Here is a 13188-nt window from a genome sequence, read left to right on the forward strand (position 1 = left end):
GAGCCTAGCCCGGGTCAAGTGTCTGGTTCGCTTGCTACACTTGCTTCAGTTGTTTCAGATGGAGGAGTCATGTCGGATGTGCTGAACGTGGACGCCAAATCCTTGCACCGCGCTCTGGACGGCGGTGGAGACCGCATCGAGGTCAGTATCTCGCGCGAAACTGCCGAGTGGCTCACCCGCTTGGTCGACGCGAGGGCTCAAGGACAGGAGATCCTGTTCGCACGGGGCAACACGGAAGTCACTCCGTCCGAAGCCGCCGCACTCATGGGTATGTCGCGACCTCAGGTTCGCAAGCTGATGGAGCAGGGTCACCTTGCCTTCCGCAAGGTTGGCACCCATCACCGGATCAAGATGGACTCAATCAAAGCCTTCCTTGAGGCAGAGCGCCTACAGATGGAGGCTGGTATGGCCGAAGTGTCTCGGGTGCAGAACGAAGCAGGCCTACTCGAGTGAGCGGTCCCTCGACCCGTGCCATTTATAGCGTCGTTCTGGCGGATGCGAACATCCTGTATTCGCGTGTTCTACGCGACTACTTCCTCTACGCCATGACGCAGCAACTCATCCGAGTGATGTGGAGCACGGAAATCCTCGACGAGGTCGTCGAGCATCTTGTTGAGAATGTGGCATCCTTCGACGCTGGTGCTGGTCGGCGGTTGGTCGCTGCGATGAATGGAGCGTTTCCGTATTCCTTGGTGGAGGTTAGCGAGGAGGCGATGGTCGCGGCAGCGCCGTTCAGGCTGACGGACGATGACGACCGCCACGTCATCGCGGCAGCGTTGGCGGCTGAGGCCACCTTTCTCTGCAGCGATGACCGCACGGGCTTTCCTCCGGAGGTGATGGCGGCGATAGGGATTGAGCACGTGACTGCGGATGAACTCCTGAGCAGGCTGATCTCCGAAGCCCCAGGGGTGATGCTGAAGGTTCATGCGATGGCTGTGTCCCAGCATCCGGCCGCAACCGACGAATCAACCGTTGCAGCGCTGCTCCGCGCAAATGCGGCACGTACCGCCAAGCTGATGGAGGGGCTGCTTGGACCACGCTGACGGCGAACCTTGGTGCGCGATGGAAGCCCAACGCGCGACGCCGGTCATGCGGAACGCGCGGTATTCAACGCCTTCGGCATGACCGGGAGCGGGCGACACACCCACCACGTCGAGGCGACCGCGAGGAGGACCAGCGCGACGGTGACGATGGTGACCAGCGGGGCGTAGGTCGTCACCTGCGTCAGCGTGCGTTGCGGCACGAGGGCGGCGAAGAGGAACGCGATGGCCAGGCCGCTGTAACTGCCGGCCATGTTGGCGACGTGCGCGCGGCGATTCCCGCGACGGATCGCCGTGACGCCCAGGGCCATCGAGATCAGCGTCCAGACCGACAGGGCCTTGAGCCACGAGAACGACAGATACGGCTGTGCCACACCGAAGCTCGACACCGCCGTGACCACCATGGCGCCGACCCACGTGCGGCCGATCAGACGGTGGGTGCGGTCGCGTCGGCGGCGGATGAGGTTGATCGGTCCGAGTCCGAGGGCGAAGAGCGCTGCCACGATGTGCAGCACCAGGACGGGGTTCTGCTGGAGATGGTCGAGCGCTTCCATGAGGTTTAGGATAGTTGGAGTATCCAATGGTGTCATCGTGGATAGTCGAACGTCGATCCGCTATCCAATGTCGATCCGCTATCCAATGTCGATCCGCCATCCAATGACGCCGCAAGGCCCACGAGCGGGAAGGCCACTGTGAAGCTCAAGGAACTGGCGCAGACCACCGGGGTCCCGGTCACGTCGATCAAGTTCTACCTGCGCGAGGGTCTCCTGCCAGTGGGGGAGAAGCTCAACGCCACCACCGCGGCATACGACGAACGACATGTCGACCGGTTGGCGCTCATCACGGCACTGCGGCAGGCCGTGGAACTGCCGTTGGATCGGGTGGCCGCGGTGACGGCGGCGATCGACGACGACTCGATCTCACGGGTGGATCTCATGGGCGTGGTCCAGTCGACCGTGCTCGACGCGGGTGCACCCGCGCCGACGGGGCGCGACGATGCTGCGGTGGTTGACGACGCTCCGGTTGGCAACGACGCTCCGGTTGGCAACGACGCTCTGGTGCGTGACGACGCTCCGTCACTCACCGCCGATGCAGTCGTGGCGGCCATGGCGTGGATGCCCGGAACCGATCGGTCGATGGCCGCCCTCGACGAGCAACTCGCCCGCCTGCGCACCTGGGGGCTGGCCCCCACCCGCGACACCCTGATGCGCTACGCCCGCGCCGCCGATCTCGTCGCGGCCACCGATCTGCGCTCCACCCGGCCCGAGCTCGCGCCGGAGGTCTCGCGCGACCAGATCGCGAGGTACGTCGCCCTCGGGGTCCACGGGTACGCGCAACTGCTGCTTCGTCTGCTGGCGGTCGCGCAGGGCGCCCATGCTCGCGCGTCCTAGGATGAGGCGCATGAGCAATGTCCTCTCCGCGGTCGCGTGGCCGTACGCCAACGGTCCCCGTCACCTCGGGCACGTGGCCGGTTTCGGTGTTCCCTCCGACGTGTTCAGTCGGTTCATGCGCATGGCGGGGCACAACGTGCTCATGGTGTCCGGGTCCGATGAGCACGGCACGCCCATCCTCGTCATGGCCGACGCCAACGGCGTCACTCCCGAGGAGTTCGTCGACACCAACCATGCGATCATCGCGCGCGAACTGACCGACCTCGGGTGCGCGTACGACCTGTATACCCGCACCACGACGGCGAACCACACCACCGTCGTGCAGGAACTGTTCACCCAGAACCTCGCCAACGGCTACCTCGTGCCGCAGCCGCAGCAGGTCGCGCTCGACCCGGCCACCGGGCGCACGCTGCCCGACCGATACATCGAGGGCACCTGCCCGATCTGTGGCTACACGGAGGCGCGCGGCGACCAGTGTGACAATTGCGGCAACCAGCTCGATCCGATCGACCTGATCGATCCGCGCTCCAAGACCTCGGGCCAGCCGCCGACGTTCACCGAGACCCAACACTGGTTCCTCGACCTGCCGGCCCTCGCCGACGCGCTGCGCACTTGGCTGGAGGGCCGCGAGGCGTCGGGCACGTGGCGCCCGAACGTCATCAAGTTCTCGCTCAACATCCTCGATGACATCCGCCCGCGCGCGATGACGCGCGACATCGACTGGGGCATCCCGCTGCCCGGCGAGCTCGGCGAGCAGTACCCGACCAAGCGGCTCTACGTGTGGTTCGACGCGGTCATCGGGTACCTCTCGGCGTCGATCGAGTGGGCCCGGCGCATCGGTGAGCCCGAGCGCTGGCGTGACTGGTGGAACGACCCCGAGGCGCTGACGTACTACTTCATGGGCAAGGACAACATCACGTTCCACTCCCAGATCTGGCCGGCCGAGATGCTCGGTTACGCCGGAAAGGGGAACAAGGGCGGCGAGCCCGGCCAGTACGGCACGCTCAACCTGCCCACCGAGGTCGTCTCCAGCGAGTACCTGACGATGGAGGGCAAGCAGTTCTCCACCTCGCGCGGGTACGTCATCCACGTGCGCGACGTGCTCGACCGCTACGGACCCGACCCGCTGCGCTACTTCATCTGCGCGGCCGGCCCGGAGAACCAGGACGCGAACTTCACCTGGGCGGAGTTCGTGCAGCGCAACAACTCCGAACTCGTCGCCGGCTGGGGCAACCTCGTCAACCGTACGGCGGCGATGATCGCGAAGAACTTCGGGGAGATCCCGGCGCCGGCCGGGCTCGCGGAGATCGACGAGGCCGTGCTCAAGGCCGTCGAGACCGGGTTCGACACGGTCGGTGACCTGCTGACCCACCACCGCCAGAAGGCGGCCCTGGCCGAGGCGATGCGCGTGGTCAGTGAGGTCAACAAGTACGTCACCGACACCGAGCCGTTCAAGCTCAAGGGTGACGACCAGCGCGAGCGGCTCGCCACGGTGCTCCACACGCTGGTGCAGTGCGTCAGCGACCTCAACACGATCCTCGCGCCGTTCCTCCCGCACGCGGCCAACCGGGTGCACGCCGTCATCGGCGGCCGGGGCCAATTCACCCCCTTGCCGGAGCTCCGTGACGTCACCGATCTCGACTCCGGCAAGGCCTACCCGGTCATCACCGGCGATTACACGAGCACCCCGCCGTGGCGCCGCGTGCCGGTCGAGATCGGAGCCGCGATCGCCAAGCCGACGCCGGTGTTCGTCAAGTTGGACGAATCGGTCGTCGAGGAGGAGTTGGCGCGTCTGGCCGGCGACTCGCCCGCCCAGGCCTGATCGATGGCACCCCACGAGGCCGGTCACGGTGACACCCCGGCGCTGCCCGATGCCCTGCCGATCCCGGTGGTGGACAACCATGCCCACCTCGACATCGCGCGTGGCGACGCTCCGGCCATGGCGATCGCCGACGCCGTGACGAAGGCCGCGTCCGTCGGGGTTGACCGGATCATCCAGATCGGGTGCGACCTCGAGGCGGCGCAGTGGACCGTCGACAACCTCGATGCCTACCCGGCACTGCTGGGCGGAGTGGCGTTGCACCCGAACGAAGTGCCGAGGTTGCGTGACGAGGGTGGTTTGGAGCAGGCCTGGGCGACGATCGAGCGCCTGAGCGCCCACCCGCGCATCCGCGTCATCGGCGAGACCGGCCTCGACTACTTCCGCACCGGCCCTGAGGGTGTCGAGGTGCAGCAGGAGTCGTTGCGGTGGCACATCGATCTGGCCAAGCGGACCGGCAAGGCCCTGCAGATCCACGATCGGGAGGCCCATGACGACGTGCTGCGGATCCTGGCGGAGGAGGGGGCGCCGGAGAAGACGGTGCTGCACTGCTTCTCGGGTGACATCAACATGGCGCGCGCGTGCGTCGAGGCGGGGTACTTCCTCAGCTTCGCCGGCACCGTGACGTTCAAGTCGGCCGGTGCCCTCCGTGATGCGCTGGCGATCGTGCCGTTGGACCGGGTGCTCGTCGAGACCGATGCGCCGTATCTCACACCGATGCCGTGGCGCGGGTCAACGAACGCGTCGTACCTCATTCCGCACACCGTGCGGGCCATGGCCACCGTGCTCAATGTCGCTGTGCCGACGCTGTGTTCGGCGTTGTCGGAGAATTCCGAGCGGGTCTACGGGCCCTGGTGACAGCGCGACCGTCAACTTTGCCAGAGTGACCAGCGACACGCCAGATCCGGCACCTGCCGTTCGCTTTCTCGTTATCAGAATTTGACCTTTGGGTGGGGTTTTTGTTTCAGTGGATGTGTTGGCCGGGGTCGGACCCCGGGCAGCGCCTCCGGATCGCCCCCCAGATTTTCGTGGTCCGGACGGAGCCCTGAGGGTCCGCCCCAGTTCTTCGAGTGCGTTTTCGCACCGGCCTGTCCGCTCTCCGATGCCCGGGTAGTTCAAACATCGGAGCATCGTGATCTCTCTCCCCGCACGCCGCATCGCCCAAGCCGGCGTGGCTGGCGCCCTCATCCTCGGGGTCACCGGGGTGGCGCTCGCCGACAAGGCCGTGTCCGTCCAGGTCGACGGCCAGTCCAGCACCGCTCACGCCTTTGGCGGCACGGTCGCTGACATCCTGACCAAGCAGGGCGTCGAGGTCGGGCAGCACGACGTCGTCGTGCCCTCCCTCGACACGCAGGTCGCCGACGGTGACACCATCGTCGTGAAGACCGCGCGCAAGCTGTCCATCACCCAGGACGGCACGCAGAAGACCTACTGGACCACCGCCGCTTCGCTCGGCGAGGCCCTCACCGATCTCGGCATCCGCAGCAGCGGCGCGGAGCTCTCCGCCAGCCGTTCCCAGTCGCTGGGCCGCAACGGCCTGAGCCTGACGATGACCACCCCCAAGAAGGTCACCATCACCGCGGGCGACCACAAGCGCGTCGTCCACACCACCGAGGGCACGGTCAAGGCGGCCCTGCGTGACGCCAAGGTGAAGGTCGACGGCAACGACATCGTCAAGCCCGGCCTGAACGCGAAGGTCCGTGCCGGCATGGGCGTGAACATCGTCCGTGTTACCACGCGGACGCAGACCACCGCCTCCGCGGTGCCCTTCTCCACCCGCCAGGAGAACACCGGCAACCTCTACACCGGTACCTCCAAGGTGACCCGCGCCGGTCGCGCCGGCACCAAGGCCACGACCGTTCGCCTGACCCTGCACGACGGCAAGGTCGTCGGCTCGACGGTCATCGGCACCAAGATCACCAAGCAGCCGGTCACCCAGGTCGTCGCCAACGGCACCAAGGCCCGCCCGGCGCCCAAGCCGAAGCCCGCCCCGGCGCCCAAGGCGCAGGCCCCGGCCCCCAAGGCCCAGGCCACCGCGCCCAAGGCGACGAACCCCGCTCCGTCGAGCAGCGGTTCGAGCTCCGGTGGCGGCCTGAACCTGGCCAACGCGGCCATGTGGGACCGTATCGCCCAGTGTGAGTCGACCGGCAACTGGTCGATCAACACCGGCAACGGCTACTACGGCGGTCTGCAGTTCGACATCCAGACCTGGCTCGGTGCCGGCGGCGGCCAGTTCGCCCCGCGCGCCGACCTCGCCTCGCGCGCACAGCAGATCACCGTCGCCAACCGCGTCTACGCCTCGCGCGGTCTGCAGCCGTGGGGCTGCGCCCACGCGGCCTGACGCCTGACACCACGCGTCTCCACCATCGAGTGGTCGATCCGTGTGACGTAACGACTGGTTACGTCGCACGGATCGACCACTCGATGTGTTTTCCGCGGCCCGGTAGCCTCGACTGGGTGACAGACGCCCCCTCCACCGGCCTGCTCGGCGCCGGGCAGATCCGAGAACTGGCGACCCGGCTGGGCATCCGCCCGACCAAGCAGTGGGGCCAGAACTTCGTCGTCGACGCGAACACGGTGCGCCGCATCGTGCGGATCGCCGAGGTGTCCGAGGACGACGCGGTCGTCGAGGTCGGCCCCGGGCTGGGTTCGCTGACGCTCGGGCTGCTCGAGGTCGCCGGGCATGTCACCGCCGTCGAGGTCGACCCGACCCTGGCCGCCGCGCTGCCTGAGACCGTCACGGCGCTGCAGCCCGACCGCGCCGGCCGGTTGGACATCGTCCACGCCGACGCACTCCAGGTCACCGACCTGCCCGGCCCGCCCCCGACTGCGCTCGTCGCGAACCTGCCGTACAACATCTCCGTGCCGGTCGTCCTGACCTTCCTCAAGCGCTTCGAGAGCCTGCAGCGGGTGCTCGTGATGGTCCAGCTCGAGGTGGCCGAGCGGCTCGCGGCGACGCCGGGGTCGAAGGCCTACGGAGTCCCGTCGCTCAAGGCCGCGTGGTACGGCCACGCCCAGCTGGCCGGTCACGTCTCGCGCAGCATCTTCTGGCCCGTGCCCAACGTCGACTCCGGTCTGGTGTCGATCGTGCGCCGCGATCCTCCGCAGACGTCGGCCACCCGGGCCCAGGTCTTCGCCTGCATCGACGCCGCGTTCCTCCAGCGGCGCAAGACCCTCCGCGCGGCCCTGAAGGGTTGGGCCGGGTCGGCCGACGCCGCCGAGGCAGCCCTCGTCGGCGCAGGGGTCGACCCCAAGGCTCGCGGTGAGCAACTGACCATCGACGAGTTCGCCGCCATCGCCGGAGCGTTCCACGCCGCCCATGGTTAGGGTTGGGCCATGTCCTCGGCCCAGATCACCTCTCCGGCAGTCACGGTGCGCTGCCCGGCCAAGGTCAACCTCGAACTCCTCGTCGGCGGTGTGCGCCCGGACGGGTTCCACACGCTCTCGACGATCTACCAGGCGGTCAGCCTCTATGACGAGGTGACGGTCGAGCCGGCCGAGACGTGGTCGGTGACGCTCCGCGGCCAGTACACCGAGGGCGTGCCCACGGACGGGTCGAACCTCGCCGTGCGGGCCGCCAAGGTGCTGGCTGATCGGCACGCGATCACGCAGGCCCTGACCGTGACGATCCGCAAGGACATTCCGGTGGCCGGTGGCATGGCCGGCGGCTCGGCCGACGCCGCCGCGACCCTTCTGGCGTGCGACGCCCTGTGGGGGCTGAACAGCCCGAAGGCCGACCTTGAGGAGATCGCCGCCGAGTTGGGCAGCGACATCCCCTTCCTGCTGCACGGCGGCACCGCCATCGGATCGGGGCGCGGCGAACTCCTCGCCCCGGTGCTCGCCCGCGGGACGTACCACTGGGTGTTCGTCGCCGCCGCCGGAGAGGGCCTCTCGACGCCGGCCGTGTACCGCGAGTTCGACCGCCGGCACGGCGGGCTCGACATCGCCGATCCGCGTCCGACGCCGGAGCTGATGGCCGCGCTGCGCACCGGCGACGTCGACGCGCTCGCGGCCGTGGTCAGCAATGATCTGCAGCCGGCGGCGTTGGCCCTCAATCCCGCCCTGCGCGAGACCCTCGACGCGGGAATGGAGTACGGCGCGCTGGCTGGATTTGTCTCCGGATCCGGCCCGACATGCGCGTTCCTCACGGCCAGTGCCGAGGCGAGCATTGACCTTGCCGTCGCGTTGTCGGCCTCGGAGATCGGCGACCGGGTGCACCGCGCGCACGGCCCCGTGCTGGGCGCGCACCTGCGCTGATCCGGGCGCGGACGCCGAACCGACCCCACCGCGACGGCGACTACGATCGGACGTCATGGCCAATCTGATCTCCGTCGAGCGCGCGACCCTGGTGTACGGCACCAACCACGTTCTGGACGAGGTCTCACTCGGCGTCAACACCGGCGCTCGGATCGGCGTCGTCGGCCGCAACGGAGGCGGCAAGTCCACGCTGATGAAGGTGCTCGGGGCGGTCACCGAGCCCGACGCCGGTCGGATCACGCGCGCCGGCGGGACGACGGTCGGCATGCTCACCCAGGCCGACACCCTCGATCCCGAGGCGACCGTTCGAGACTCCGTGCTCGGGGACGTGCCGGAGCACGTGTGGGCCGGGGACCCGCGGATCCGCGATGTCATCGACGGACTGCTGGGCGGACTCGACGCGGCCGCGATGGGTGGCTGGGACTCGACCATCGGTCCGAAGTCCGGGGGTGAACGGCGCCGCCTCGCCCTGGCCAAGGTGCTCGTGGACAACCCCACGGTGCTCCTGCTCGACGAACCGACCAACCACCTCGACGTCGAGGGCGTCGCCTGGCTGGCCGACCACCTCGTCAAGCACCGCGCCAGTCCCGACAACGCCGTCGTCACGATCACCCACGACCGGTGGTTCCTCGACGCCGTCTCCACCCTGACGTGGGAGGTCGTCGACGGTCGCGTCGAGATGTACGAGGGCGGGTATGCCGCGTACGTGCTCGCCAAGGCGGAACGCGAACGCATCGCGCAGGTTACCGCGGAGCGTCGCAACAATCTGTTGCGCAAGGAGCTCGCCTGGTTGCGTCGGGGGGCTCCGGCGCGGACGAGCAAGCCGAAGTTCCGCATCGACGCGGCCAACGCGCTCATCGCCGACGAACCGGCTCCGCGCGACGGGGTCGAGCTCATGAAGTTCGCGACGACACGGCTGGGCAAGGACGTCATCGACCTGCTCAACGCCACCGTCGAGGTCGGAGGCCGCACACTGCTCGACGGGATCACCTGGCAGCTGGCCCCCGGCGACCGCGTCGGCATCGTCGGGGTCAACGGCGCGGGCAAGTCGACGCTGCTGCGGGCGTTGGCGGGCACGCAGCCGCTCACGTCGGGCAAGCGGAAGGAGGGTGTGACCGTCAAGGTCGGGTACCTCACCCAGGAGGTGCGCGAACTCGACCAGATGCGCGACTGGCGCGTCATCGAGGCGATCGAGGACGTGCGGACGACGACCGTCCTGGACGGCAAGGACGTCTCGGCCAGCCAACTCGCCAAGCGCCTCGGGTTCTCCGGCGGGCGGCAGCAGAGCCGGGTCGGGGATCTCTCCGGTGGGGAGCGCCGTCGGCTGCAGATCCTGCGCATCCTGCTCGACGAACCGAACGTCCTCTTCCTCGACGAGCCGACGAACGACCTCGACATCGAGACGCTGACGCAGCTGGAGGACCTGCTCGACGGCTGGGCGGGCACGTTGCTCGTCGTCAGCCACGACCGGTACCTGCTCGAGCGGATCGCCGATCGGCAGGTGGCATTGCTCGGCGACGGGCGCGTGCGGGAGTTGCCCGGGGGAGTGGAGCAGTACCTGGAGCTCCGCGCCGCGGCCCAGGCCCAGCCGAGTCGGGCCACCTCGGTCGGACCCGCGCCCAGCGCGACGTCAGCGGGGTCGAGCGAGGCCGCGAACGGCGCTCCGGCACCCAGTGCAGCCGACGTGCGTGAGGCGCGAAAGACGATGGCCAAGATCGAGAAGCAGCTCCAACGACTCGCCGAGAAGGAGGAGCGGCTCCACGCAGCCATGGCGGACGCCGCCGCCGACCACGCCAAGGCGCTGGAACTCAACAACGACCTGCGGGCCATCGTCGACGAGCGTGAGGTGCTCGAACTCGAGTGGCTCGAGGCCGCTGACATCGCCGGCTGATTATCGAATGGGTGTAGATTTTGACCATGCTTGACCGTCTCCACGCGATGAACACCATCCCCCGTCGACCGAACAGCGTCCGCCGGACGTCGACGGTGGACCTGCGGTGGCCCGGTGAGATCGGCAGCGAGCTGCGTGGTTTCGGGCGGGCGCGGGATCTGGGCTCCGGTGCGGACGGGGCCGTGACCGAGCTGGGTTCGGCCGAGTTCCACGTCGAACTGGATCCGATGACCCGCGAGGTGCGCTCGCTCGACTCGACCCCGCCGCGGCCGGCGCTGCAGCGGTTGGTGGGGCTGCGCTCCGGGTGGCGGTCGACGATGGCCGAGGCGATCCCCGAGGACGTGGCCGCCGGCTCGCCGCTCTACCAGGCGCTCGACGACCTCTCCGGAGCCAACGTCGTGACCTCGGCGGTGTTCGTGGCCCTGCTCGAACCGGATGACCTGGAGGCCAGGTTCGGGCACGCCAAGGTGGCGACGAACACCTGCCTCGGGTTCGCGGAGGGGACGTCGGCGCACGACCTGCAGTTGTCCGTCGATCGCGCCGTTCCGCTGAGCGCGCCGACCGTGCGTCGGGCCGATCCCGACGACGCGCCTTCCGACCACGGCGCGCACCACGACGATCCGCATGCGTGGCACGAGCTGCCGGAGTGGGACGCCCCCTTCACCCGACGGGCCCGCCGGATCGACGTGTGGCGCGACGACCAGGCGCTGCACGTCGACTCGTGGTTCCGCGACACCCGCCACATCCCCGGGCGAGAGATTGCCGTCATCCATGAGTACCGCGTCATCGCGCAGGCCGACCCGGTCACCGCGGAGTTGCGGTCGGCTCAGGCCATCCCGGGCACGCTGCCCTACTGGGAATGTCCCCAGGCCGTCGGCAACCTCGATCGGTTGATCGGGATGCCCCTGCCCGCGCTGCGTCGCAACGTCTTCCGCGAGCTGCGCGGCACGCTCGGGTGTACCCACCTCAACGACTCCATGCGCGCGCTGACCGACGCACCCGCGCTGCTCGAGCACCTCGACAGCCCCGCCGCGATCCGGTGATCTGAACCTCTCCGTTCGAGTGGACGGCGTCTCGCACCGCTGGAATGATTTCCGTGTTTCGTGCACGGTTTCCGGTTCGTGAGGAGTGGGACGATGGCAAGGTTCGCGCGCATGGTGGCCTCGGTCGGTGCCATCGCTGTGGCGGTGGCCGGAGCGATGGCCGTTGGGGGGACTCCGGTGGCCGCGTCGCCGGTGGCCGGTGCTTCGTCGAAGCGGGAGGTGACCATCCGACAGGTCGCCATCGGCATGAACCATGGGTTGGCCGTCGACCGCAACGGAGCCGTGTTCGGCTGGGGTGACAACGGCAACGGCCAGGTGGGTGATGGCACCCTCAACGCGCGAGCGGTGCCGGTGCCGGCGGCCAACGGGCGGATGCCGCTGCGCGTGAAGATGGCCCAGGTGGCAGCCGGTGGCGAACACTCCTTGGCGCTCGGCGCGAACGGGTGGATCTACTCGTGGGGGCGGAATCTCAACGGGCAACTGGGACAGGGCTCCAAGGCCGCTACCTTCGTCACCTCGGCGCGCCCGATCGCGCGCGGTGCCATCCCGAGCCGGGTGACGATCACGCAGATCGCCGCCGGTGGAAATGTATCGGCCGCTCTGGGCAGCAACGGACGGCTGTATGCCTGGGGCGAGAACCTGTTCGGCCAGCTCGGCGATGGGACGCAGACGGACCGCAAGGCTCCGGTGGCCGTGAAGTTGCCCAGCGGTGTGCGGGTCACCGACGTTGAGGTCGCCATGAACGGCAACATCGTCGTCAGCACCCGCGACAACGCCGTCTACGCGTGGGGCTGGAACGGCTACGGCCAGGTCGGTGATGGGACCAAGGGCAACAACCGGCTGACCCCGGTTCGGGTTCAGCGGGGGGCCATCCCGGTGGGCGTGAACCCGGCTGCCGTGGCGGCCGGATCGTGGCGCGGGGCGATGCTCGGCTCCGACGGTGTGGCGTACGCCTGGGGCCGGCAGGGGTTCGGTGAGTTCGGCAACGGCACCGGGATCGGCGAGTCGCTGGCTCCCACGGCGGCGTCGGCCGGCTCGGTCCCGACCGGGGTGCGGTTGGTTCGTCTGGCCGCGCTCAACAACACTGCGGTCGCCGCTGGTTCCGACGGCAAGGCCTACGCGTGGGGTCTGAACGAGCAGGGACAGGTCGGCGACGGTTCGACGGCGCAGCGCAACACGCCGGTCGCCGTGGCACCTGGTGCCATCCCGAGCGGCGCCCGCGTGCTCTCCGTGGCCGGCAACTACGACACCGTCGGAGCCGTGGCCAGCAACGGTCGGGCGTACGCCTGGGGCGACAACCGCTTCGGTCAGGTTGGCGATGGCACGAGGAACAACGACCGACTCGCACCCACGCAGATCCGCATCCGTGCGGCCTTGCTGACGAAGACCCCGACACCGAAGATCGCGGGGACGGCAAAGGTGGGTCGGACCATCTCGGCGCGCGCCGGGACGTGGAACCCGGGCGTGACCAAGGAATACCGCTGGTTGCGCAGTGGCAAGGCCATCTCGGGTGCGACGAAGAGCACCTACACACTGCGCTCCGTCGATGCGGGCAAGCGGATCACCGTTCGGGTCACCGGCTCGAAGCGCGGCTACGTGACGGTGAGCACAACCAGCGCCTCGGTCACGGTCCGCCGATAGCTCTGCGCCGTCCGTGCGACCACTGACCCGCCCCGCGTCGAGACAGACTTCTCCCGTGGTGCGGGGCGTGGTCATGGTCGCCTCTGGTGAAGGCGGACGGTGAGCG

The 13188-nt window shown here is 68.7% G+C and carries 12 protein-coding genes; 11 read left to right on the forward strand and 1 reads right to left on the reverse strand.

Annotated features, from left to right (window positions below):
• Positions 1-69 precede the first annotated feature (69 nt).
• Both KD1_RS12575 and KD1_RS12580 read left to right on the forward strand, forming a co-directional pair.
• A complete protein-coding gene (locus KD1_RS12575) occupies positions 70-453 on the forward strand; it encodes a helix-turn-helix domain-containing protein (protein WP_068402417.1) in 384 nt (127 codons plus the stop codon).
• Positions 450-1043: a PIN domain-containing protein gene (locus tag KD1_RS12580; RefSeq protein ID WP_068402419.1), complete on the forward strand. Its 594-nt coding sequence runs from the start codon at positions 450-452 to the stop codon at positions 1041-1043. Before KD1_RS12575 ends, KD1_RS12580 begins: the two co-directional genes overlap by 4 nt.
• A 44-nt stretch (positions 1044-1087) precedes the next feature.
• Here KD1_RS12580 and KD1_RS12585 read toward each other — a convergent pair whose 3' ends face one another.
• On the reverse strand, positions 1088-1594 hold the full coding sequence (locus KD1_RS12585; RefSeq protein WP_068402421.1) for a DUF2306 domain-containing protein: 507 nt from the start codon (positions 1592-1594) through the stop codon (positions 1088-1090).
• Positions 1595-1732: 138 nt separating this feature from the next.
• Here KD1_RS12585 and KD1_RS12590 point away from each other — a divergent pair, with 138 nt between their 5' ends.
• From KD1_RS12590 to KD1_RS12630, 9 genes are all read left to right on the forward strand, one after another.
• Complete coding sequence (locus KD1_RS12590; RefSeq protein WP_068402423.1) at positions 1733-2431, forward strand: MerR family transcriptional regulator; 699 nt, start codon at positions 1733-1735, stop codon at positions 2429-2431.
• Positions 2432-2441: 10 nt separating this feature from the next.
• Entirely contained in the window at positions 2442-4253 is a 1812-nt protein-coding gene (gene metG, locus KD1_RS12595; protein WP_068402425.1) for a methionine--tRNA ligase, read from the forward strand.
• 3 nt (positions 4254-4256) lie between these two features.
• Positions 4257-5108, forward strand: a complete 852-nt coding sequence (locus tag KD1_RS12600) for a TatD family hydrolase (RefSeq protein ID WP_068402427.1) — start codon at positions 4257-4259, stop codon at positions 5106-5108.
• A 274-nt stretch (positions 5109-5382) separates the two neighbouring features.
• Positions 5383-6591 carry a resuscitation-promoting factor gene (locus tag KD1_RS17530; protein WP_281177619.1) on the forward strand — a complete coding sequence of 403 codons (1209 nt, stop codon included), beginning with the start codon at positions 5383-5385 and terminating at the stop codon, positions 6589-6591.
• A gap of 83 nt (positions 6592-6674) precedes the next feature.
• Positions 6675-7577, forward strand: coding sequence for a 16S rRNA (adenine(1518)-N(6)/adenine(1519)-N(6))-dimethyltransferase RsmA (gene rsmA, locus KD1_RS12610; RefSeq protein WP_083542448.1), 903 nt, complete (start codon positions 6675-6677; stop codon positions 7575-7577).
• Positions 7578-7586: 9 nt separating this feature from the next.
• A complete protein-coding gene (locus tag KD1_RS12615; RefSeq protein WP_068402432.1) occupies positions 7587-8507 on the forward strand; it encodes a 4-(cytidine 5'-diphospho)-2-C-methyl-D-erythritol kinase in 921 nt (306 codons plus the stop codon).
• Positions 8508-8562: 55 nt separating this feature from the next.
• Positions 8563-10398, forward strand: a complete 1836-nt coding sequence (locus tag KD1_RS12620; RefSeq protein WP_068402434.1) for an ABC-F family ATP-binding cassette domain-containing protein — start codon at positions 8563-8565, stop codon at positions 10396-10398.
• 26 nt (positions 10399-10424) lie between these two features.
• Positions 10425-11441, forward strand: a complete 1017-nt coding sequence (locus tag KD1_RS12625) for a DUF2889 domain-containing protein (RefSeq protein ID WP_068402436.1) — start codon at positions 10425-10427, stop codon at positions 11439-11441.
• A gap of 93 nt (positions 11442-11534) precedes the next feature.
• Entirely contained in the window at positions 11535-13082 is a 1548-nt protein-coding gene (locus tag KD1_RS12630) for an RCC1 domain-containing protein (protein ID WP_083542449.1), read from the forward strand.
• Positions 13083-13188: the final 106 nt, after the last annotated feature.

The organism is Kribbia dieselivorans NBRC 106261 (assembly GCF_001552435.1).
In the GTDB taxonomy this organism is placed as follows: Bacteria; Actinomycetota; Actinomycetes; order Actinomycetales; family Dermatophilaceae; genus Kribbia; species Kribbia dieselivorans.

Excerpts from the sequence above, each read along its gene's own strand:
- KD1_RS12615 (WP_068402432.1), top strand. The coding sequence starts at position 7,587 with ATGTCCTCGGCCCAGATCACCTCTCCGGCAGTCACGGTGCGCTGCCCG.
- KD1_RS12575 (WP_068402417.1), top strand. The coding sequence starts at position 70 with ATGTCGGATGTGCTGAACGTGGACGCCAAATCCTTGCACCGCGCTCTG.
- KD1_RS12620 (WP_068402434.1), top strand. The coding sequence starts at position 8,563 with ATGGCCAATCTGATCTCCGTCGAGCGCGCGACCCTGGTGTACGGCACC.
- metG (WP_068402425.1), top strand. The coding sequence starts at position 2,442 with ATGAGCAATGTCCTCTCCGCGGTCGCGTGGCCGTACGCCAACGGTCCC.
- KD1_RS12630 (WP_083542449.1), top strand. The coding sequence starts at position 11,535 with ATGGCAAGGTTCGCGCGCATGGTGGCCTCGGTCGGTGCCATCGCTGTG.
- KD1_RS12625 (WP_068402436.1), top strand. The coding sequence starts at position 10,425 with ATGCTTGACCGTCTCCACGCGATGAACACCATCCCCCGTCGACCGAAC.
- rsmA (WP_083542448.1), top strand. The coding sequence starts at position 6,675 with ATGTGTTTTCCGCGGCCCGGTAGCCTCGACTGGGTGACAGACGCCCCC.
- KD1_RS12585 (WP_068402421.1), bottom strand. The coding sequence starts at position 1,594 with ATGGAAGCGCTCGACCATCTCCAGCAGAACCCCGTCCTGGTGCTGCAC.
- KD1_RS12600 (WP_068402427.1), top strand. The coding sequence starts at position 4,257 with ATGGCACCCCACGAGGCCGGTCACGGTGACACCCCGGCGCTGCCCGAT.